Source organism: Luteibacter pinisoli (genome assembly GCF_006385595.1).
GTDB lineage: Bacteria > Pseudomonadota > Gammaproteobacteria > Xanthomonadales > Rhodanobacteraceae > Luteibacter > Luteibacter pinisoli.
Window position 1 is genome coordinate 4,036,744 of the sequence record NZ_CP041046.1, and the last position, 20,960, is coordinate 4,057,703.

A 20,960-nucleotide genomic window follows, 5' to 3' on the forward strand; every position below is an offset into this window, starting at 1 on the left:
CGGATCACCGATGCTAGCCCGCCCGCGCCGGGGGCGGCAACGGCCGGTGGCGCTCCGCGCGTGCACGCAGGCGCGGCGCCGCGAAATCGAGGAAGGCGCGCAGCTTCAGCGGCAGCGGCGCCTGGCCCTTGTGCACGAGGTGGATCGGCAGCGGCGCCGATTCAAAATCTTCCAGCACCACGCGCAGCGACCCGTCACGCAGCGCGGCCGCCGCCTGGTACGAAAGGATGCGGATCAGGCCGACGCCGAGGATCGCGGCGTCGATGGCGCCCTCCGCCGTGTTCACCGACAGGCGCGAATGCACGGCGACCGACACTTCCGCTTTCCCCGTACCGAAGACCCACGCCCGCTTCGACTCCAGCACCTCGAAGCTGATGCACTGGTGCGCCGCGAGGTCGCGGGGCTTCGTCGGCACGCCGTGTGTTTCCAGGTACGCCGGGCTGGCGCAGATCACCCGGCGCACCGTGCCGACACCGAGCGCCATGAGGTTGCTGTCAGGCAGTTCGCCGATGCGCAGGGCGGCGTCGACGTGCTCGTCCATCAGGTGCACGACGCGGTCGGTCAGCATCAGGTCGATGTCGATCTCCGGGTACTGGGCCAGGAACTCGGCGACCACCGGCACCACGTGCAGGCGACCGAACACCACGGGCGCGGTGATGGTGAGTTCGCCTCGTGGCTGCACATACTCGCCCATGGCCGCACGCTCGGCCTCGCCCACCTCTTCCAGGATCCGCCGGCACGCCGCGACATAGGAGACACCGGCTTCGGTCAGCGAAAGCTGGCGGGTGGTGCGCAGGAGCAGGCGGGTTTTCAGGTGCGCCTCGAGGGCGTTCACCTTGCGGCTGAGCGTCGCCAGCGGCATGTCCAGCTCGCGCGCCGCCGCGGAGAGGCTGCCCGCATCGACAACGGCCACCAGGATGGCCATGGATTCCAGGTGATTCACGGGACTCTACCAATAACTGGAAGGATCATTCCCGATCTTGCCAGATTCTCTTGCTGGATGCGCAAGCGTAACCTTCCACGCCTACCCTTCCAAGGAGCCTGCCGTGAGCGGCCCATCCCCTGTTGCTGTCCCCCGCGGGAAGATCCTCATGATGGCGATCATCGCGGGCGCGGTGATCACCAACCTCTACTGCGTCCAGCCGATCCTGCCGCTGATCGCCGGCGGCTTCCACGCCGGCCTGACCACGGTGGACCTCGTCGCCGGCGCCGCGCTGCTCGGCTTCTCCACGGGCCTGGCGCTCCTGCTTCCGCTCGGCGACCGTTTTGACCGCCGCGCGCTGGTACTGGCCCAGATCGTCGTCGCCTTCGTGCTCGACCTGCTTGCCATGGCCGTGCCGAACATCGGAACGCTGGCGGCGGTGTCGTTCGGCATCGGCATGGTCAGCTGCGTTCCCCAGCAGCTGGTGCCGTTTGCCGGCGCGATGTCGCCACCGGGCGAGCGCGGCCGTAACGTCGGCACCGTGGTCAGCGGCATCATGGTCGGCATCCTCGTCGGCCGCACGATCGCCGGTGCGGTCGGCCAGGCCTATGGCTGGCGTGCGGTGTACGGTGTCGAAGCCGCGCTGCTGGTGCCGGCGGGCATCCTCGCGATGTCCCTGCTGCCGAAGGGCGTGCCGTCGACGAACCTCTCGTACGGCCGCCTGCTCGCCTCGCTGTGGCCGCTGATGCGCGACCACCGCGCCATCCGTGAGTCGATGGTGGTGCAGGCCCTGCTCTGGGCGGCCTTCAACGCCTTCTGGGTGAACCTGGCCGCGCTGCTGGCGACGGGCCCGTGGCACCTGGGCAGCGCGTGGGCGGGTGGCTTCGGCATCATCGGCGCGGCCGGTGCGTTTGCCGCGTCGTTCGGCGGCCGGCTGGCGGATCGCAAGGGCACGCGCTTTGTCGTCGCCGCGAGCATCGGCATCGTGACGCTGGCCTACCTGCTGCTTGCCGGAGCGAACAGCTCACTCACCCTGCTCGTCATCGGCGTGATCGTGCTCGATGTCGGCGTGCAGGCCGGCCTGGTCTCCAACCAGACCCGCGCCTTCGCGGTGGACCCGAAAGCGCAGGGCCGCATCAACAGCCTGTACATGACCGCCACCTTCCTTGGCGGCGCGGTCGGCACCATCGTCAGCGGCTGGCTGATGAGCCGCTTCGGCTGGACGGGCGTGGTGGCCCTGGGTATCGCCCTGGGTGTTCTCGCTGCGGCCTACCACCGGCTCAGCGGCACGCCGGCGGCAGGTACTGCACCGGAATCGTGTCCGTCGCGCAGCTGAAGCGCATGCCGTCCCGGGCCATCTCCGGCGTGAGCACCAGCGATGCACCGGTGAGACGCCGGTTGGCGGTGCCACCGAAGGTCACGGTGATGCGGCCATCGGCGATATCGACGCTGGAGACGTAAGGTCCCTGCACCAGGCTCGTGGCGGTGAGGCCGGCCTGGACATTGTCGTGGGGCAGCTGGCCGTGGCTGTTGTAGTACGCCGTCACGGCCGTCTTGGCCGGGTCCGCCAGGGCGACGCCCTGCACCACCTGCACACGGATCAGGTAGCTCTGGTACGCGGGAATGGCAATCGCAGCGAGGATGGGCACGGCCGGCAGGATCAACGCCAGCCACACGGCACCCTGCGACGGGCCGGGCTCGGTCTTGCCGGTGTCCTTCCAGCGGGCCAGCCAGGTCATCACGGCCTGCAGGTAGAACACGCCGAGGAAGAAGACGCTGACCCCGCCGATGTGCACCACCAGGCCACGCCGGGCGGTGTCGCGACGGATCGCATCGGCCATCGAGAAGATGCCGACGTAGATGACGATCATCGCGCCGATGAAGATCAGGCCCGCCGCCATCGACGCGGCAGGCGTGTGATTCGTCGAGACCACGACGGCGACGAGGTAGCTCACCAGCGCGAGGATGAACAGCACGAGCGCCTTGCTCGACTTATCCACCTTGCCGACCCAGCTGGCCTGCACGAACAGCCAGATCCAACCGAAGATGCCGCCGGTGACCATGGTCAGCAGCAGCACGACGAACCAGTGCAGGGACGGCGGCGGCGGCATGGTCGCACGCGCATCCGGTGCGCTGCGGCCATCGTCGCGGGCGCTGAAGCCACGCATACCCCAGTCGTCCGCGCGCGGCGGCGGCATCGGCGGAGGCGCCTGCATGCCCGGCAGCAAGGTGGCCAGCGGCACCCATTCGGGCATGCCGGTGCGCCAGGCCAGTGCGTCGGCCTCGACCTTGCCTTCCGCCACCCACCGGCGCAGCACGGCCTCATCGTACGGGCCGAACTTCTGCCCGTTCCGGCCAATCCAGATCTTCTCGTCCCCTGCCATGTTTTTCCCCTGGCGGCTCCCTTGCCGCGAGGGGTACTTTCACGGGCGCGGCGGGCGGCGTCAATTGGCACTCGCGCGCACTTGCCGAAGTTCTACTGAGGCCACCAGGAGCACTCCTACGGTGGCAGCCTGCCGGAGGCCGGACCACCCTCGTTGCCTACCCTGGGAACGAGACCGCCATGGCCACCAAGACCGCCTCCACACCCGACATCCTGCCGCGGCCCGACTTCCATTTCCCGGGTGAGGTGGGACGCACCTTCCTCGACTCGGACCCCGCCCAGTTCCCCAAGCCGGTGACCGCCCCGGAAGGCGCGCCCAACATCCTGCTGATCCTGCTGGACGACGCCGGCTTCGGCCAGTTCAGCACTTTCGGCGGCGCGGTGCCCTCGCCCACCATGGACCGGCTGGCCGCGGAAGGCCTGCGGTTCAATCGCTTCCACACCACGGCGCTATGTAGCCCGACGCGCGCAGCGCTGATCACCGGCCGCAACCATCACTCCACGGCGTTCGCCGGGATCACCGAGCTGGCGACCGGTTACGACGGCTACACCTGCATCCTGCCGCGCAGCTGCGGGACCATCGGCGAGGTGCTGCGCCAGAACGGCTACATGACCTCGTGGATCGGCAAGAACCACAACACGCCCACCTGGGAAACGAGTGCCGCCGGCCCCTTTGATCGCTGGGCCAATGGCCTGGGATTCGATTACTTCTACGGGTTCAACGGTGGGGACATGAACCACTGGAACCCCATCCTTTACCAGAACCGCGATCTTGTCCCCGCGTCCACGGACCCGGACTACCACCTGACCACCGACCTCGCCGACAAGGCGATTTCCTGGGTGCGCCAGGCGAAGAGCATTGCGCCAGAGCAGCCGTATTTCCTGTATGTCGCCACGGGTGCGACGCACGCGCCGCATCACACCCCCAAGGCGTGGATCGACAAGTTCAAGGGCCAGTTCGACGATGGCTGGGACAGCTACCGCGAAAAGACGCTGGAACGGCAGAAGAAGCTCGGCGTGGTGCCGGCCGATACGAAACTCACCACGCGCTCGAAAGGGCTTCCTGCGTGGGATTCACTGAACGCCGACCAGAAGCGCCTGTATGCCCGGATGATGGAAGTGTTCGCTGGCTACGGCGCGCATTGCGACCATGAGATGGGCCGCGTGGTCGACGCCTGCAAGGCACTGCCGGGCGCCGAGAACACCATCATCATCTACATCGCCGGCGACAACGGCTCCAGCGCCGAAGGCGGCCTGGAAGGCTCGCTGTGCGAGAACATGTTCTTCAACGGCTTCTCGGAAAAGTGGGAAGACAACATCAAGGCGATCGACGAGCTCGGCGGACCGCGGCATTTCAATCACTTCCCGTCGTCGTGGGCGCATGCGATGAACACGCCGTTCCAGTGGACCAAGCAAGTGGCCAGCCACTTCGGTGGCACGCGCAATCCGATGATCATCTCGTGGCCGGCGCAGATCCGTGACAAGGGCGCGCTGCGTGACCAGTTCCTGCACACCATCGACCTGGTACCGACGCTTTACGACCTGTGCGGCATATCCGCGCCCAGCATCCTGAATGGCATCGCGCAGAAACCGATCGAGGGCAAGAGCTTCTCGGCTGCCCTGCATGACGCCGCGGCGCCTGCCCCTCGCAAGACCCAATACTTCGAGCTGGGCTGCAACCGCGGCCTCTACCACGATGGCTGGATGGCCTCGGCGCCCTCGTTCGTGCCGTGGGATCCAAACCGGCAGGAGTGGGATCCGGACAAGGCGGTGTGGGAGCTCTACAACATCAACGAGGACTTCTCGCAGGCCAACGACCTCGCAGCAAAGCATCCGGAGAAGCTCCGCGAGCTGGAAGACCTGTGGTGGGTTGAGGCTGCGAAGTACAACGTGCTGCCGCTGGACTGGCGCGCCGTCATCCGCATGAACGCGGAGCTGATGGGCCGCCCCAGCCTGACCGGCCATCGCACCGAGATGGTGTATTACCCCGGCACGTTTGGACTGCCCGACGCGGCCTCGCCACGCATGTGCAACCGCTCGTGGACGATCACCGCGGACATCGAGGTGCCCGACAAGAATGCCAACGGTATGGTCGTGACCCATGGCGGCCTGGAAGGCGGTTACGGCCTCTACCTGCGCGACGGCAAGCCCGTCTTCGTCTACAACTTCCTGAGCGTGGAGCGGACAACCATCGGTAGCGACACGGCGCTTCCCGCCGGCCGCGTCACCCTCTCGGTCGTGTTCACCTACGACGGGGGCGGCATGGGCAAGGGTGGCGAGTTCACGCTGAAGGCCAACGACAAAACGATGGCCAGCGGACGCATCACCCGCTCCATCCCGATCCAGTTCTCCCTGGGCGAAGGCCTCGACATCGGCACGGACATCGGCTCGCCGATCGACTTCACCTATACCCTGCCCTTCACCTTCACCGGCACCATCCACACCGTGACGATCTCGCTGGGGGCGTTGGATATAGGCAAAGTGCCGGTCTGACCTAGCGCGCGAGCGCGGGCGAACGATCCGCCGGCGCCGAGCCTGTTTCCGGGTTGTAGGCCGGGTTTTTCGGGTCGGTCGCCGCCGGGACGTGCGGTACACGCGCCAAGGCGCTTTCGCGCCACGCGCGATAGACGAGATCGCGCAGCATGCCGGCGCCTGCGGCGGTGCGCTGGTAGATGAGTGCACGGGCTTCCGGATCGTTGGGTTCGTTCCACGCGCCGCGCTTGTCGATCTGGTAGACCTTTTCCACGCTGGCGCCCGACGTCGACAGGTACGCGAGCACCGCATCGAAGACGTCGCCGTCGATCGGATTCAGTGCCGGCACCTTCGACAGGAGGTCCTGGTCGCTGAGGCCGATGGCATCCACGAACGCGCTTTCCATGCGCCCGTGGATCGTGTGATCGCGGGTGTAGTCCTTCGGATTGGGGCCCTGCCATCCATCGTGGTGGATGGTGACGTGTAGCGGCTGCGCGCCATCGCCTACGTAGTGACCCATCCAGGCCACGTACATCGCGCACGCCGTTTCGATGTGCGCGGTGTCCTGGTGGTGGGCCTGGCGGTCGCGGTAGGTACGGAAGCCGTTGACGAGATGGCCGTAGACCTCGACCAGCGCGTACGGCAGCGTGCCGGTCCAGCGGACGTTGGTGCGTTCCGCCTCGGGCGAATGCGCCGCCGCGAGGCGCTTCTGCTCCTTGTCCAGCGCCAGGATGAACTCGAACCGGGAGCGCGGGATCGGGTGCATGAAGGCGAACTGCTCCTGGAACCAGCCGTGGTTCGGGTCTTCTTCCATCTTCGAGAACGGCGTGGCCTCGTCGCGCCAGTCGTCGGGAAGCGTGGAGGAATCCTCGATGAGGCCAAGGTAGCTGCGCAGGAAGACCGGCCCATCGGCCGGCAGGCTTTCCACGGCCGTACGGTCGATCACCGCGTGGCCGCGGTGGCCCCAGCCGAGCGCCGGGCCCGCGGCGAGGATGACGGCCACCGCCACGGCGGCGGCGACACCACGAAAACGAAGGGAAGCAGGGGGCATGGGCAGGGCCTGGTCAGTTGAGGTCGTACTCTACGTCGTGCTGGCCTGATGAAGGCGACGTTCGATGAGGACTTCACCTTGCGCCGTCATGCCCACGGGCGCGAATCCCACCGACGCGAGAAGGCGCAGGCCGCTTCGTCGTGCGATCTTTTCATTCTCGAGGTTCGCCACGATGCGCTTCGGCGCACCCGGCTCGCTGGCAAGCGCTTCGAAGCCTTCCACCATGCGACGGACCATGCGCCGCGCCAGGCCGGGGTGGCGGTGCGCGCGGCCGATGTAGATGCGCAGGTAGCCGAAGCCGGAGCGATGGTCATCCAGGCCGAGCGCCACGGTGCAGATGCCCGCCAACGTGCCGCCGTCGTCTTCAAGCACGCAGGCGACTTCCCATGAGCGACGCCAGGCCTCGTCGGCGCTATCCAGCGCGGCTTCCGCCATCCAGAAGGCCACGATGTCGCGGCGCAGGGTGGGCGTGATGCCGCCGAACACCCAGCGCACGTTGAACTTACCGATCGCGTTCATGCGTCTCCATAAAAAAAGGCCGGAAGCACGGCACACGGTGAGTGTGTCATGCCTCCGGCCTTCGTTACCGTGCGGGCTTAGAAGTGCTTGGTGAAGCCAACGCTCAGGGCGCTGGCCTGCACGTGGCTGGCGAACTGGCCCTGGTAATCCAGGTACAGGTTCCACGACGGGCCGGCCTGCGCCGTGATGCGTGCGCCGACGGTCGCCATGCCGCGGCCGGTCGGTTCACCACCCAGTGCGAACAACGTGCCGTCCTGGCTGGTGGTGTTCACCACCGGGCTGTTGCCGTTGCGGGTGTCGTAGCGATAGCCCACGTTGAACTGTGGGACGTAGCTGATGCCACCGGCCTCGAACGGACGCGTGAACGATACGACGGCATACGGCTGCAGCGTGTTGTACGTGCTGCGCGAGCCATCTACGCCAAACGACGATGCGAGCGGGCTGGTGCTGCCCACGGTTTCGCGGAAGCCGTCCAGGCGCTGGTGCTGGTACAGCGCACCCACCGCCGGCGTCACCTGCCACTGCGCCGCCGAGATCGGCCAGGCCGCCTGCAACGCCGCCGAGGTGATGCTGCCATCGGGGCTGCTCGTCGCCTGGCCGATACCGGTCTGGCGGGAGAGGCGATAGGTGGCCTGGGCCTGGTCGACCAGCGCCGAGACCACCAGCGAACCGGCGTTGACGAAGGCGTAGACGCCGCCATGGACGTTGTCCGCATGGCCGAAGCCGCCGTTGCGGTCGTTGCCGTTGATGCGATCGACGCCGGCCTCGAGGCCCACGTGCACGATGTCACCGGCGGCGAAGTCACTGCCCGCCTGCAGGCCAAAGGCCGTGCTGTTGAGGCCGTTGCTGCCGGTGATCTCGTTGCTGCTGCCGCTGTACTGCGCCCAGACGCCGGTGCCGCACGACGTCGCCACGGTGTTGGAGCGGGTCGCCCCGCCATGGCCGCACGAGGCGTCGTCCGGACGCAGCGTGGCATTGAGCACGGTGGTCATTGACTGCTGGCCGGCCAGGCTCGCCGCACGCATGAAGTTCGCATAGAGCGCACCGTCATGCGGTGCCACGACGACCGGGGCCGCCGGGGTCACCGGAGTCACAGGCGTCACGGGCGTCACGGGCGTCACAGGCGTTACCGGCGTCGTCGGATCCGTCGGCGTAGCCGGCGTCGTCAGCGTCAGGTTGGCCTGCGTGCCCGTGTAGCTCACCGTCGGCGACAAGGCCGTCGGCACCGAACCGCTGGACGTGGTGTTCGCAAACGTGCCGGTCAGCGCATTGGCCTGGACCAGCGTGTAGGTGCTGCTTGCGTAGGTGCCGGGCGCGTAGACGAGGCTCAGCGTACCGCCAAGGGTGGCCGAACCGTTCACGAGTAGCTGCGAGGCCTCGGTCGGGGTCACGTCGATCTGCAGCGTGGCATCCGCGTTTTGCGTGTAGTTGCCGTTGATGGTCAGCACGCCGACCGAGCCGCCCGGCCAGACCATGCCATCGCTGGTGACATCACCGTTGATGGTGCCATGGCCGCGCAGGGTGGCGCCGCTGTCAACGGTGACGTTGCTGCTGATCGACGCCGTGGCATGGGTGTCATCACCGACAGCGAGCGTACCGGCCTGCACCGTGGTCGCGCCGCTGTACGTGTTCACGCCATTGAGCAGCAGCGTGCCGGCGCCCGTCTGCGCGAGCGTACCCGTGCCGCTGATGACCGCGCCGTAGGTCACCGTGTCGGCGCGGTTGAACGACAGCGCACCGTTGTTCACCACGTCGCCCGCCACCATGCCGGTGACACCGTTGCTGCTGACCTGCAGCGAGCCGCCGTTGATCGTGGTGGTGCCGGTGTAAGTGTTGTTGCCTGTGAGCACCAGGGTGCCCGCACCGTCCTTGGTCAGCGAACCATTGCCGCTGAGCACGCCGTTGTACGTGCCGGTCGCCGCCTGGTTGAAGGTGAGGTTTGCGGTAGCGCCGGTCGCCGGGGCAAAGGTGACATTGCCGACGATGCTGTCCGAGTTACCCACCAGCGAGCCGCCGCTGATCGTCCACGACTGGCTGGCGTTGCCCGTGCCCGTCAGCGTCCAGGTGCTGGTGCCGGCCTTTCCGAACACGTTGAAGCCCTGGATGGCCGCACTGCTGCCCACGGCGCCCGTGGTGCCGAGGTCGAAGCTCGCGTCGGTGCTGCCGCCGAGGGTGAGCATGTCGCCACCATTGGTGCTGCCGCTGGTGCTGACGACATTGCCGGTGAAGACCGCGCCGCCTTCGACGACGAGGGTGTTGCCACCGCCACTGAAACGGATGGCGTCGGCCTGCGTGCCATCCGCCGCGACACCGCCAGCGATGGTGCCAGCGTTATCGACCGTGGACCCGCCGGTGGAGACGACGCCCACGCCGCCCACGGCCTGCGCGCCGAGATCGGTACCGCTGGCACCGCCGTTACCGCCGGTGATGACGCCGCTGGCCGCGTTGACCAGCATGAAGGCCGAGCCCGTCACGCCCGCGCCACCCGCGCCGCCGGCGCCCGTGGTCGCGTTGGGCGTGCTGCTGTACTTCGAGAAGCCGTTGGCGCCGCCGCTGCCACCCTGGCCGCCGATGACCTGGCCGCTGTTCTGCAGGGTGAAGCCGGTGCCGCTGATGCCCGCACCGCCAGCGCCACCCGTGCCGCCGATACCGGCGACCACCGGCGCCACGCGCACGACGGCGAGAACAGGGGCGCCGTTCTGGTACTTGCCACCGGTACCACCCATGCCACCGGTCAGCGTGCCGCTATTGGTGACGGTGAAGCCGGTGCCGGTGACGGCCGCGCCGCCGCTGCCACCGGTGCCGCTCAGGCCGCGCGTACCGCCGGTGCCATCCTGCGCATACCCATAACCGTAGCCGCCGCCATTGCCGCGATAATCACCGGTGCCGCCCGCGCCGCCCATGACGTTTCCGCTGTTGGCCACGGTGAAGCCGCTGCCGCTCACGCCCGCGCCGCCCATGCCACCGGTGCCGCCCGCACCCCCCATGCCGCCGTTGCCGCCGACATCGGTCTCGCCGTTACCGGACTGGCCGCCGAAACCGCCCTGGCCACCCTGCCCGCCCTGGCCGCCCGAGCCGCCCTGGATCGCGCCGGTATTCGTGACGGTGAACGCCGTGCCGGTCACCGCGTCGCCAGCCTGGCCACCGGTCCCGCCCATGGCGCCGTCCTGGCCATTGCCGCCGTTACCGACGCCGTCCGCGTCAGCGCCGTCCGTGCCTGGCGTGCCGTTGAGGCCGTAAGCGCCGTTGCCACCGACCAGAACTCCGCCGTTGACGAGGGTGAACTGGTCGCCCGACACGGTAGCGACAGGCGGTTGCCCGCTGTCGCCCTGGATGCCGTAGAGCACCGGCGCGCCCGGGCCGCCATCCAGCACGAGCGAGCTGCCCGCCTGCATCGTCACGGCGCCCTCGAATTCGTTATTCGTACCAGCCAGTTCGAGCGTGCCAGCCGTCACAAGCCAGTTGCTCGCGCGGTAGTTGTTGTCACCCGTGAGCGTCCACGTACTCGTGCCCGCCTTGACGAAGCTCTCGAAGCCCTGGAAGGTCGCGCCGCTGCCGTAGTAGTTCACGGTGCCGACGTCGAGGCTGGCATTGGCGCTGCCGCCCAGGGTCAGGGTGTCACCGCCGCCGCTGACGACGTTACCGACGAATTGGTAACCCGCCTCGAGGATGAGGTTGTTGTTGCCGCCGATGAGTTCCATGGCATTGGCCTGCGTGCCATCGCCATTCAGGCCGCCGCCGATGAGGCCGCTGTTGGTGATCGTCGAACCGCCGGTGGAAATGACGCCGACGCCACCGGCGCCACCGACGCCAGCCGTGCCGGACACGCCGACGACGCCGCCACCCGGCGCGCCCGGCAGGCCACCCACGCCACCTGCGCCACCAAGGCCACCGTTTCCACCCGTGATCGTGCCGCTATTGGTCAGGACGAAGCCTGCGCCGCTGACAGCGGCACCACCGTTGCCACCCGCGCCACCGCTACCGCCACTACCGCCGCGACCCGCGGCGCCCATCCCATACCACCCTTGATCGCCGCCCCTGCCACCGTTGCCGCCGTTGCCACCGTTGCCGCCATTGCCTCCGGTCAGCGTGCCGGTGTTGGTCAGGGCGAACGACGAGCCGCCGACCGCGACGGCACCCTGGCCGCCCGCGCCGCCCGCGCCCGCTTTGCCACCGTTCGCCGCGTTGCTGTACTTGTAGCCATTCCGGCCGCCAGCGCCACCCAAGCCACCCACGCCACCCGCGCCACCCTTGCCACCGCTGACCGATCCGCTGTTCACCAGCGAGAAGCCAGCGCCATTCAGGCCCATGCCACCGGCACCGCCGGCGCCCGCCGCGCCACCGTTGCCACCCGGCGAGTTGTTGCCGGTGTAGATGCCCACGGTGCCGCTGCCACCCATGCCGCCCGCGCCGCCGAGCACCTGCCCGGTCGTGGTCGACGGGAACGTCGGGCCAGGCAACGCATTGCCGCCCGCCGCGCCACTGCCGCCATTGGGGCCGCCGTCCTGCCCCGGCGTGCCCACGAACACATCGGCGACGGGACCACCCGGGGCGGCCTGTGCCGTCGTCGGCGCCAGCGTCAGCGCCACGCCTGCCAGCAGCACGCTCAACGCACCCGCGAGCGGACGCATGGCGAGCGGCGGGGTGCGATCCGACGCGTGGGCCACGGCACCGCCGCGCGCGCTGTTTGCCAGCTCAGACGCCACCTGCATGACGCCAACGGCCTTATTCCATACCAAACGATACATACGATTCATGGATAGGGCCCCCTGTGGCCCGTCGAACGAGATGGACGTGCTTTCGGTGCGGTGCGCGTCAGACGACGCGGACACCGCGAGGATTCAGTGACGGATCGAGCCAGAAGGCGTCGTTTTCGAAACGACGGAAAACGTCCGGCGGAAGCACGCTCATGCGCTCGCGCACGGCGATCTTCCGGCGTACTTCGTGCAGGCCCGGCGTGCCGACCCGCTGGTCGAACTCGTCGGCCTGGTAGCTGATGTTGTCGAGGTCGTGCGCGTACGGCGTCTCGCCGATGAAGTCGTAAACGGCGGCGATGGCACGTGCCGGATCGCTGACCAGCGTTTCGTACTGCAGCAGCATCAGGCTGCCGGCTTCGTCGCCGTAAAAGGCTTCCTTCAGCGCGTTATACGGGCCACCGACCAGGCCTTCGCCGTTGGCCAGCGCATCGGCGCGGGAATACACCGTGCCGCCGGGCTGGTAGTTGAACAGCGAGGATGGCAGCAGGGTGTTCTTGCGCACGAGCTGCTCCACGCTGTCGATGATCCACGACATGTGGCGCACGCATGCGATGACCTTCCCGTGCGGGAACAGCAGGCGCAGGTGGCGCATCTTGGCGCACCAGCCGCGGTTCGTATCAAAGACGACGTCGGCCTCGTATTCGGGACCGTAATAGGATTCGAACAGGCTCGCCAGCATGCGCTGGCGCTGTGCGTCGCTGACGAACACCGCGTACTCGTTGCTTCCACTCAGCTCACCCTGCAAGGTGTTGAAGGCACCGCATAGTGGCCCGCTCATATCCGCATGGAACCGCGGGTTCTGCCGCAAAATGGCCGAGAGCAACGTGGACCCGGACCTTGGCAGGCCCGAGATAAAGTGAAACCGGCGCGTCATCGTTCCCCCTGACGGGGGCTTGGACCCCCTTGGCTCAGACCCGAATGAGACTGAGTGCCCGTTTTTGTGATGCAGTTAGCATTTTTATTGGGCTAAGGAATGCTAGGGGTGGCAGGCATCCGGGGACATGTCTGGGCGTCCCATTTGCGCGACGCACGTGCCAGAACGCGATTTACCGTCACATGATTTCGGCAAGGGCGCTGTCCCACAGCCGCACCATCATCGCCACCGATGACACCTGCGTGCCGCGGCCGCTGGCCGTGCGGTATGCGCCGGGCGAAATGCCGAAGGCCTGCTTGAACAGCCGGCCTGCGTGGCTTTCGCTGGAGAAGCCCAGCGTGGGCGCCAGTTCGGCCAGCGATTGCCGGTCGCAGCCGCGGTCATCCAGGCGTTTGCGCAGCTGATCCAGACGGCACATCTGGATAAAGCGGGCGACACCTCCCTGGGGCTCGAACAGGCGGTACAGCGCCGCTCGCGACATGCCCGTGGCGGCGAGGATGTGCTGCACCGAGAAGCTGGCGTCGGCGATGTGGGCATCCACCAGGCGTCGCACGGTGTGCCGGCGCACGTGTTCCTGCCGGTAGAAGTCCGACCGCGCCGTGGAGCCCACGGGGTTGATGGCGACGGAAAGCAGGTCGACCAGGGTGCGCGTGATGGCGGCATGCGCGGCCGGCGCCAGGTCGGCCACCTGCTGCACCAGCGCGCGAAGGACCGAGGTGAGCAGCGCGCCGTGGCGTGCGCTGATGCAGTGCCCGTGCAGCCCATCCACGTCGCCCACCGCCGCGCGCATGGCCTCGCGCGCCAGGCTGACGGTAATCAGCTGCACCGCGTCGGCGCCGCTTTCCATCGGCTCACGCGTGTCGAGCACGAGCGTCTGGCCCGCCTTGATGGTCTTCGGCGCGCCAAAGCGGCCACCGTGAAGCTCACCGCTCACCACGTGGTGGAGCACGAAATGGTCGAAGCCGTCGCGGGCGATGCGCTCGCTGCGGTAATGCCGCACGCCGCCGAACTCCCGGGCGAACAGCAGGTAGCGATCAAGACGCCAGCTACGCACGCGGGCGAAGAACGGCGAGGCCAACGGTTCCACGTCGGCACCCTGCGCATACAACTGGCGGTACTGCTCGAACGCGTCGCCCGGCACCAGCGCGCTGCTATCGAAGGCGAAGAGCTCGCTCATGCGGCCACCCCGGTGGCGGCGCGACGCCATCCCCGCGACGCCACCATGGCGGTCAGCATGCCTACCAGCGCCGCGGTAGCACATACCTTAAAGAGCGCCAGTGACAGCCCGTTGCCGCCCATGCCAAGGCCGTCGCTCACGATGCCGCCCATCAGGGGACCCAGGCCCGCGCCGGCGACGGTGACGAACGCAAGGAAGACGCGCAGCCCCACGTCGCGGGCGGGCTTCGCCAGCATCAGCGGGAAGCCGGCCAGCGCGGCGACCGCCCCGGTACCGCCAGCCAGCGAGGCGAGCGCCAGCAGCGCACAGGCCGTGGCCGCCGACGGCGCACGCGGCAGCATCCACAGTACGGGAAGGATGAGCAGCAGCGCGCTCGCGGTGATGGCCATCGGCGTGAGGCGATGGCCGCGCCGGTCCACCAGCGCGCCGGCAAGCAGGTGACCCAGAGGCGACGCCACCAGCAACGCCAGGCCGAACGTCAGCGCCGCCGCGCCCGGCGAGAGTCCCTGCTCCCGGTGCAACACGGAGGGCGCCCATGCGCCAAGGCCCTGCACGATCAGCACACTGGCGGCGGCAGCACACAGATAGGCGGCCATCAACGTGGGCTGCTGGCGAAACGCCCCGGCGAGGCGACCCGGCCCCTGCGCGGGCAATGCCGGCACGACGGGTACGGCCGTCCGGGTCAGGAGCAGCAGGAGCATCAGCGCGAGGTTCGGGCCGGCCATGACCAGGAAGAGGAGTCGCCAGTGCGTGGGCGTCGTCGACGGCGACCACCGCTCCAGCAGCGCGAGGAACGCACCACCGGCCAGGAGCGCCAGGCCACGCCCGATCACCGCGGCGGCCGTGAACACCGCGATGGCCCGGCCACGCTGCGCCGGCACCGCGCACTCCACGACCAGGCCGAGTGCCAGCGGCACGTACGCCGCTTGCCCCAGCCCCATCAACGCCCGACCTGCCAGGAGCGCACCGATGTGCGTGCCAACGGCAAAGACGAGCATCCCGACCACCCACAGCGCAATGCAGCCGGCGGCGAGGCGCAGGCGATGACGGGAGTGGGCCAGGCGCCAGCTCACGAGCAAGCCCACGACATAAAGAGCAACGAATGCGGGGCCGTCGAGCAGGCCAAGCTGGGTATCCGAAAATCCCATGCTGGTTTTGAGCAGGGCTGCGACCACGGCCGGAAGGCTGCGATCGGCGAAGGCCATGCCATGGCCGAGTGCGAGTACGGCAAGCAGCGAGCCCGGCAAGTGGGCCGGCGTCGAAATGGTGTTGGACAAACGGATCCCCTGGACCCGCCCCGCCCTCCCCGGGCGCCGATGACGATGTCACTGTCTATGTCTGCGTTTCGATCATAGCAATACACGCGAGCGAGATTGTCTACGCCCACATGACGGGCATGTCGATGCGTGAAGAGCCGGTGCTACCATCGATGCAAAGGGGACCTATTTTTCGCATGGCTCAGCATTTTTCTGCCGAATCCGCTCGACTCGACGCGCTCGAGGCCGAAAGCATCCACATCATCAGGGAAGTGGCGGCCTCATTCCGTCGCCCGGTGATGCTGTATTCGATCGGCAAGGATTCGACCGTGCTGCTGCACCTGATGCGAAAGGCCTTCGCGCCGGCGGCACCGACGATTCCCCTTTTGCATGTCGACACCACCTGGAAGTTCGCCGAGATGATCGCCTTCCGCGATCGCGTGGCGGCGCAGGCCGACATCCGCCTGCACGTTCATATCAATGAAGAAGGGATGCGCCAGGGCGTCTCGCCACTCACCCACGGCGCCACGGTGCACACCCACGTCATGAAGACCGAGGCGCTGAAGCAGGCGCTGGATCATTTCGGCTTTGACGCGGCATTGGGCGGCGCGCGGCGTGACGAGGAAAAGTCTCGAGCCAAGGAACGCGTGTTCTCATTCCGGACCGCGCGCCATCGCTGGGATCCACGCCAGCAGCGCCCCGAGCTGTGGAACCTCTACAACACGCATATTCACAAAGGTGAAAGCGTGCGCGTCTTTCCCCTCTCCAACTGGACGGAGCTGGACGTGTGGCGCTACATCCGCCGCGAATCCATTGAGGTGGTGCCCCTGTATTTTGCGAAGAAGCGGCCCGTCGTCGAGCGCGACGGCGCCTTGATCATGGTCGACGACGAGCGCCTCGCGCTCCGCGACGGCGAAGTGGTGGTCGAGCGCATGGTGCGCTTTCGCACGCTGGGCGACTATCCCTTGACGGGCGCCATGGAATCGACGGCCTCGACACTGGACGCCATCATCGCGGAGATGGAAGCCTCGCGCCGTTCGGAACGGCAAGGGCGCGTGATCGACCACGATCCCGCCGCGTCGATGGAGCGCAAGAAGCAGGAGGGCTATTTCTGATGACGGGCCTCCTGCGCTTCATCACCTGCGGCAGCGTGGACGACGGCAAGAGTTCGCTCCTCGGGCGCATGCTGCACGACGCGGGCATGATCCCCGACGACCAGATGGCGGCACTCTCGCGCGACAGCGAAGCGAGCAGCGCCGTCGGGCACGGCAAGCTCGATTTCTCCCTGCTCACCGATGGCCTGGACGCCGAGCGCCAGCAGGGCATCACCATCGATGTCGCCTACCGTTACTTCCACACGGCGGCGCGCCACTTCATGGTGGCCGATTGCCCCGGGCACGAGCAGTACACGCGCAACATGGCCACCGGCGCCTCGACGGCGGACCTCGCCGTGGTCCTGGTCGACGCGCGCAAGGGCATCCTGCCGCAGACGCGGCGGCACTCCTATATCTGTGCACTGCTTGGTGTCCGCCAGGTGATCCTGGCGGTGAACAAGATGGATCTCGTGGCCTTCTCGGCGGAGCGCTACGACGCCATCGTCGACGAGTACCGCGCGCTGGCGGCAACGCTCGGCATCACGTCGGTGCATTGCCTGCCCGTGGTGGCCACCGACGGTGACAACGTCGGCTCGCCCTCATCTCGGATGCCCTGGTACCCGGGCCCCACCCTGCTCCAGCACCTGGAGACGGCACAGGTTTCGACGCCCGCCGGGGATGCCTTCCGCATGCCCGTGCAATGGGTGAACCGTTCCCATGGCCACGTGCGTGGGTATGCCGGCACCGTGGCCAGCGGCGCGCTGTCCGTGGGCGATACCGTGGCCGTGCAACCCGGGGCCACCACGGCCCGGGTCACGAGCATCCTGGTGGCGGGTAAGGCCGCGGCAATCGCACAGGCGGGCGAGGCCGTCGCACTGACGATCGACCAGGACGTCGACATCACCCGCGGTGATGTACTCACGGCGGCGGCAACGCCTTGCGAGGTGTCATCGCACTTCGCCTGCCATATCGTCTGGATGGGCGACGAGCCCCTGCTGCCGCACCGCACGTACCTGCTCAAGCTCGGCACGAAGACCGTGAACGCGCGCGTCTCCACGATCAAGCACAAGGTCGACGTGAACTCGCAGGCGCCGCTGGCCGCGACGCGGCTTGAGCTCAACGAAGTGGCCTACTGCAATGTGGAAGCCGATGAGCCACTCGCGTTCGAGCCGTTCGAGACGAACCGCGCGCTGGGCGGCTTCATCCTGATCGACCGTGCCACCTACGCGACCGTCGGCTGCGGCATGATCCAGTTCGGCCTGCGCCGCTCGGACAACGTGCACTGGCAGCAGGTCGACGTCGACAAGCAGCTGCGATCGACCGCCAAGGGCCAGCGCCCCCTGTGCATCTGGCTCACCGGCCTCTCCGGCTCAGGCAAGTCCACCATCGCGAACCTCGTGGAGCGCCGCCTGGCGAACGCAGGCTTCCACACCTATTTGCTCGACGGCGACAACGTCCGCCATGGCCTCAACAGCGACCTGGGCTTCACGTCGGAAGCGCGCGTCGAAAATATCCGCCGCCTCGCCGAAGTTTCCCACCTCATGACCGACGCCGGCCTCATCGTGCTCGTCTGCGCCATCTCACCCTTCAGCAACGAACGCCGTTTCGCCCGCGAACGCTTCGCCGACGGCGAATTTCTCGAAGTCTTCGTCGATGCCTCGCTCGCCGCGTGCGAAGCCCGCGACCCGAAGGGTCTCTACAAGAAGGCCCGCGCGGGTGACATCGCCAACTTCACGGGCATCGATTCGCCTTATGAGCGGCCCGAGCACGCTGAAGTGCGCCTCGTCACGGATGATGTTGGGCCCGCTGCCCTTGCCGATGCACTCTATGATGTTGTTGTGACGCGGATCCACCCAGACTGAATTCGCCGTACTCGACCAGTCGATTCCGCCCTTGGCGAACGGCCTCGGCATGCGCCGAAACCTCCCCGCCGTCGTCCATTAACCAAAAGCTCGCCTTCGCGTCGTCAAGGATGCCGAAGAAGACCGTCAATTCCTTCAGCACCCGTTTGTCCACCGTCCGTGCGAGGTCCGGCCCGACCATCGAGCTGTCGACGAGCGTGCCGATGATTTCAATCAAACGGCGGATGGCCGTTGGCACGCCCGACGGCGGATGTGCCTCATTAAGAGGAGCCTCGCGCAAGATAAAGCCCCGGGGTGACGAGGTGACGACGAGGGATGCCGGCGCATTGAAGTATGTCTTCGTACGGCGGCTTGCGCGATCCTGAGCCAAGGCCGAAACCTGCTTCGCGATGAGTCGTTTGAACGAATCAAGGGCGCGATTTGCCATCGACAGATCGACCCCAAAGGTGCCATGGAGAGCGCCAGCCGCGAAGTCCAGGATGAGCTCGCCACGACCGTTCGAGGATGCCTCGACAGCCCTCACCTCATCTTCCAGCCTGCGAACCAAGCCCGGGTACTGAAGGTGGCCAATCAAATCGTCCTCATCGACGATGGCGTCCCCCAGCATCACCCTGGCTGCCGACAGCTGCGAACGCATATCACGAAGAACCAAGCAACGAATCATCCCGAACCTCCAGCATATCCATGGCGCCATGGTCATCGACGAGCTTGACCATGACGATTCCCTTCCAGCGGCACGTGTCGCGCTGGTGACCAAAAAGGTTAGCCCAATAACCAGTCGAGGCAATGAGCCTTTCCGTAGATAGAGCGGTGTCGACGACATAGGCGTCACAGCCATGGGCCGCCTTGACCGATAGGTTATTGAAAAGATCAGCGTTAGCCCGGAACGCCTGGACGACTTGCTCGTGAGTACTTCGCGCTTTCCCCAGTGATGCGAAGGTCACGACGTCGATGTCAGACGGAGGCCGCCCCCGGGAGGATTCAGAATCTTCCACAAAGCTACCGTTTATCCACTGGATTCCGTCGGCCAATCCGAACGCCCGAAGGCGCTTTCGGTACGCGAGAAAGCCCGCAAGAAGTTCACGCCGTCGGTGAGTTGTCCCGAATCGAGTGATGAGTTCGGGAACGCTGGTGGCGTACGGAGACCGGTTATTCGTTGCGGTGGCTAGTCCGACAAAGGGTGGGAGCAAGCCATCATGCGTTGATGCGGGAATCACGAATCATCCTTCCTGGTTGATTCGTGAAGTCTGAATGTCACCAACGTCATTGCGCAGTGGGGCACGACCGCGACCGCGCGTCGGCGATCGCCAGTCGTCGTCGCCCATCATCCCCTACGTCACGCCGTACGAATCGCCACCACCGGCGACACCTTCGCGGCGTAACGCGCGGGGCCCCATACCGCCAGCTGGCCTAGCAACCACAGCAGCAGCGCGCCCAGCACAGGGACGAACAGCGGCATGGCGGGCAACGGAAAGACGCTCATCAGGCCAATGTTGGCGAGGAAGGCCAGGCCGATGCCGAGCACCACGCCGGCGGTGACGATCAGGAAGTTTTCGGCGTGGAAGTAGCGGAGGATGTCGCCGCTGGTGGCGCCGAGTGAACGTCGGATGCCGATCTGCTTGCGGCGCTGGCTGACCCAGAAGCTGCTGAGCCCGACGATGCCACCGGCGGTAGCGAGCAGCAGCAGGCTGCAGACGATGGCAAGCAGCGTGGCGACACTGCGATCGGTGGCGTAGGCACGTTCGCGTGCCTGCGCGATGGTCTCCACGCCGGTGTCCGGGTCGATCAGGCGAATGCCGCCGCGCTCCTGCAGGGCTTTCAGGCTGGCCGCGATGACGGGCTTCAGGTCGGTGCCCTGGGTGCGCACGAGGTAGACCACGCCGTCTGGATCCACCCAGCGCGCGGGAAACAACACGGTGTCGTTGTCCAGCGTCCTGGTGAAGCTGTACGTGGACTGCAGGTTATCAAGGATGCCGATGATGGTTGCCGGCTTGTCCGACGGATACACCGTCTTGCCCAGCGCCGCACCTTCGGGGAAAAGCCGGTCGGCCAGGCTACGGGTGATGATGACGGTGGCGGGCCGAGCCGTATCGTTCGGGCCGATGGTGCCGATCTCGTCGGCGCTGAAGTTGCGCCCGGCGATAAGGGAGGTACCGAACGTGCCGATCGCATGCTCGTCAGCATGGTAGATGGATGCCAGCGTCGGTCGCGTCGTCTGTTCCGGCGTGAGCTTCACGCCGGCGGCCAGCGCGCCCTCGCCTTCCAGCGGATACGCATGGCTGGAGAACGCATCGCGAACGCCCGGCACCTGGCGCAACGACGCGAGGTCGGCGCGGATGTTCGCATCGATCTGCGCCGCGTTCTGGCCTTCCGTCCACGCATTGCGGATCGCGAAAAGATGCGCCTCGTCCGTACCGGTCGCTCTCGACACGTGCACCACCCGGGTGACGACGATGAACAGCGCATTGGACGCCACGGCCAGCGTGAGCGCCACCTGCAGCACGATAAGCAGCGTCGCCACCTTGTGCCGGCGCAGCGAGGCGGCAATCGGGCGTAGCTGCATGAGTACCCTGGTCAGTGCCATGAGCGCGCC

Annotated in this window: 15 protein-coding genes; 4 read left to right on the forward strand and 11 right to left on the reverse strand. The window is 67.1% G+C overall.

The genetic code is table 11. The features are described 5' to 3' along the window. Positions 1-13: 13 nt before the first annotated feature. Positions 14-943, reverse strand: a complete 930-nt coding sequence (locus FIV34_RS18320; protein WP_246058673.1) for a LysR family transcriptional regulator — start codon at positions 941-943, stop codon at positions 14-16. A 148-nt stretch (positions 944-1,091) separates the two neighbouring features. Between FIV34_RS18320 and FIV34_RS18325 the strand changes: the two genes are divergently transcribed. Then, on the forward strand, positions 1,092-2,258 hold the full coding sequence (locus FIV34_RS18325; protein ID WP_139984948.1) for an MFS transporter: 1,167 nt from the start codon (positions 1,092-1,094) through the stop codon (positions 2,256-2,258). Here the strand turns inward: FIV34_RS18325 and FIV34_RS18330 are convergent. Next, positions 2,203-3,306 (reverse strand): pilin, encoded by a 1,104-nt coding sequence (locus tag FIV34_RS18330; RefSeq protein ID WP_139984949.1) that lies wholly within the window; start codon positions 3,304-3,306, stop codon positions 2,203-2,205. The genes FIV34_RS18325 and FIV34_RS18330 overlap by 56 nt on opposite strands. A 179-nt stretch (positions 3,307-3,485) precedes the next feature. Here FIV34_RS18330 and FIV34_RS18335 point away from each other — a divergent pair, with 179 nt between their 5' ends. Next, positions 3,486-5,798 carry an arylsulfatase gene (locus FIV34_RS18335; RefSeq protein WP_139984950.1) on the forward strand — a complete coding sequence of 771 codons (2,313 nt, stop codon included), beginning with the start codon at positions 3,486-3,488 and terminating at the stop codon, positions 5,796-5,798. Position 5,799: 1 nt separating this feature from the next. Here FIV34_RS18335 and FIV34_RS18340 read toward each other — a convergent pair whose 3' ends face one another. The 6 genes from FIV34_RS18340 to FIV34_RS18390 all read right to left on the reverse strand — a co-directional run bounded on the left by FIV34_RS18340 (position 5,800) and on the right by FIV34_RS18390 (position 15,432). Continuing rightward, positions 5,800-6,828 carry a phospholipase C/P1 nuclease family protein gene (locus FIV34_RS18340; RefSeq protein ID WP_246058674.1) on the reverse strand — a complete coding sequence of 343 codons (1,029 nt, stop codon included), beginning with the start codon at positions 6,826-6,828 and terminating at the stop codon, positions 5,800-5,802. 30 nt (positions 6,829-6,858) lie between these two features. Beyond that, positions 6,859-7,347, reverse strand: coding sequence for a GNAT family N-acetyltransferase (locus FIV34_RS18345; protein ID WP_139984951.1), 489 nt, complete (start codon positions 7,345-7,347; stop codon positions 6,859-6,861). Between the two features lie 77 nt (positions 7,348-7,424). Beyond that, the gene (locus FIV34_RS21380) at positions 7,425-12,059 is read right to left on the reverse strand and encodes an autotransporter outer membrane beta-barrel domain-containing protein (RefSeq protein ID WP_281286819.1); all 4,635 of its coding nucleotides are present in this window, start codon (positions 12,057-12,059) and stop codon (positions 7,425-7,427) included. 103 nt (positions 12,060-12,162) lie between these two features. Continuing rightward, positions 12,163-12,978, reverse strand: a complete 816-nt coding sequence (locus FIV34_RS18380; RefSeq protein WP_139984952.1) for a sulfotransferase family protein — start codon at positions 12,976-12,978, stop codon at positions 12,163-12,165. A 178-nt stretch (positions 12,979-13,156) separates the two neighbouring features. Further along, the gene (locus FIV34_RS18385) at positions 13,157-14,155 is read right to left on the reverse strand and encodes a helix-turn-helix domain-containing protein (RefSeq protein ID WP_170207656.1); all 999 of its coding nucleotides are present in this window, start codon (positions 14,153-14,155) and stop codon (positions 13,157-13,159) included. Further along, positions 14,152-15,432: an MFS transporter gene (locus FIV34_RS18390; RefSeq protein WP_139984954.1), complete on the reverse strand. Its 1,281-nt coding sequence runs from the start codon at positions 15,430-15,432 to the stop codon at positions 14,152-14,154. The genes FIV34_RS18385 and FIV34_RS18390 overlap by 4 nt, the downstream gene beginning before the upstream one ends. A 176-nt stretch (positions 15,433-15,608) precedes the next feature. On the opposite strand from FIV34_RS18390, the gene cysD reads away from it, so the two are divergent. Both cysD and cysC read left to right on the forward strand, forming a co-directional pair. Next, positions 15,609-16,526, forward strand: a complete 918-nt coding sequence (gene cysD, locus FIV34_RS18395) for a sulfate adenylyltransferase subunit CysD (protein ID WP_139986083.1) — start codon at positions 15,609-15,611, stop codon at positions 16,524-16,526. Beyond that, complete coding sequence (cysC, locus tag FIV34_RS18400) at positions 16,526-18,367, forward strand: adenylyl-sulfate kinase (protein ID WP_139984955.1); 1,842 nt, start codon at positions 16,526-16,528, stop codon at positions 18,365-18,367. Before cysD ends, cysC begins: the two co-directional genes overlap by 1 nt. Here cysC and FIV34_RS18405 read toward each other — a convergent pair. From FIV34_RS18405 to FIV34_RS18415, 3 genes are all read right to left on the reverse strand, one after another. Continuing rightward, the gene (locus tag FIV34_RS18405) at positions 18,291-19,004 is read right to left on the reverse strand and encodes a hypothetical protein (RefSeq protein ID WP_139984956.1); all 714 of its coding nucleotides are present in this window, start codon (positions 19,002-19,004) and stop codon (positions 18,291-18,293) included. The genes cysC and FIV34_RS18405 overlap by 77 nt on opposite strands. Before the next feature lies 1 nt (position 19,005). Continuing rightward, positions 19,006-19,584 (reverse strand): DUF6932 family protein, encoded by a 579-nt coding sequence (locus tag FIV34_RS18410; RefSeq protein ID WP_211352660.1) that lies wholly within the window; start codon positions 19,582-19,584, stop codon positions 19,006-19,008. A gap of 119 nt (positions 19,585-19,703) precedes the next feature. Beyond that, positions 19,704-20,951, reverse strand: a complete 1,248-nt coding sequence (locus FIV34_RS18415) for an ABC transporter permease (protein ID WP_139984958.1) — start codon at positions 20,949-20,951, stop codon at positions 19,704-19,706. Positions 20,952-20,960: the final 9 nt, after the last annotated feature.

Coding starts and splice junctions, on each gene's coding strand:
- FIV34_RS18330 (WP_139984949.1), bottom strand. CDS start 3,306: ATGGCAGGGGACGAGAAGATCTGGATTGGCCGGAACGGGCAGAAGTTC.
- cysD (WP_139986083.1), top strand. CDS start 15,609: ATGGCTCAGCATTTTTCTGCCGAATCCGCTCGACTCGACGCGCTCGAG.
- FIV34_RS18380 (WP_139984952.1), bottom strand. CDS start 12,978: ATGACGCGCCGGTTTCACTTTATCTCGGGCCTGCCAAGGTCCGGGTCC.
- FIV34_RS18335 (WP_139984950.1), top strand. CDS start 3,486: ATGGCCACCAAGACCGCCTCCACACCCGACATCCTGCCGCGGCCCGAC.
- FIV34_RS18345 (WP_139984951.1), bottom strand. CDS start 7,347: ATGAACGCGATCGGTAAGTTCAACGTGCGCTGGGTGTTCGGCGGCATC.
- FIV34_RS18405 (WP_139984956.1), bottom strand. CDS start 19,004: ATGCGTTCGCAGCTGTCGGCAGCCAGGGTGATGCTGGGGGACGCCATC.
- FIV34_RS18415 (WP_139984958.1), bottom strand. CDS start 20,951: ATGGCACTGACCAGGGTACTCATGCAGCTACGCCCGATTGCCGCCTCG.
- FIV34_RS18385 (WP_170207656.1), bottom strand. CDS start 14,155: ATGAGCGAGCTCTTCGCCTTCGATAGCAGCGCGCTGGTGCCGGGCGAC.
- FIV34_RS18340 (WP_246058674.1), bottom strand. CDS start 6,828: ATGCCCCCTGCTTCCCTTCGTTTTCGTGGTGTCGCCGCCGCCGTGGCG.
- cysC (WP_139984955.1), top strand. CDS start 16,526: ATGACGGGCCTCCTGCGCTTCATCACCTGCGGCAGCGTGGACGACGGC.
- FIV34_RS21380 (WP_281286819.1), bottom strand. CDS start 12,059: ATGCAGGTGGCGTCTGAGCTGGCAAACAGCGCGCGCGGCGGTGCCGTG.
- FIV34_RS18325 (WP_139984948.1), top strand. CDS start 1,092: ATGATGGCGATCATCGCGGGCGCGGTGATCACCAACCTCTACTGCGTC.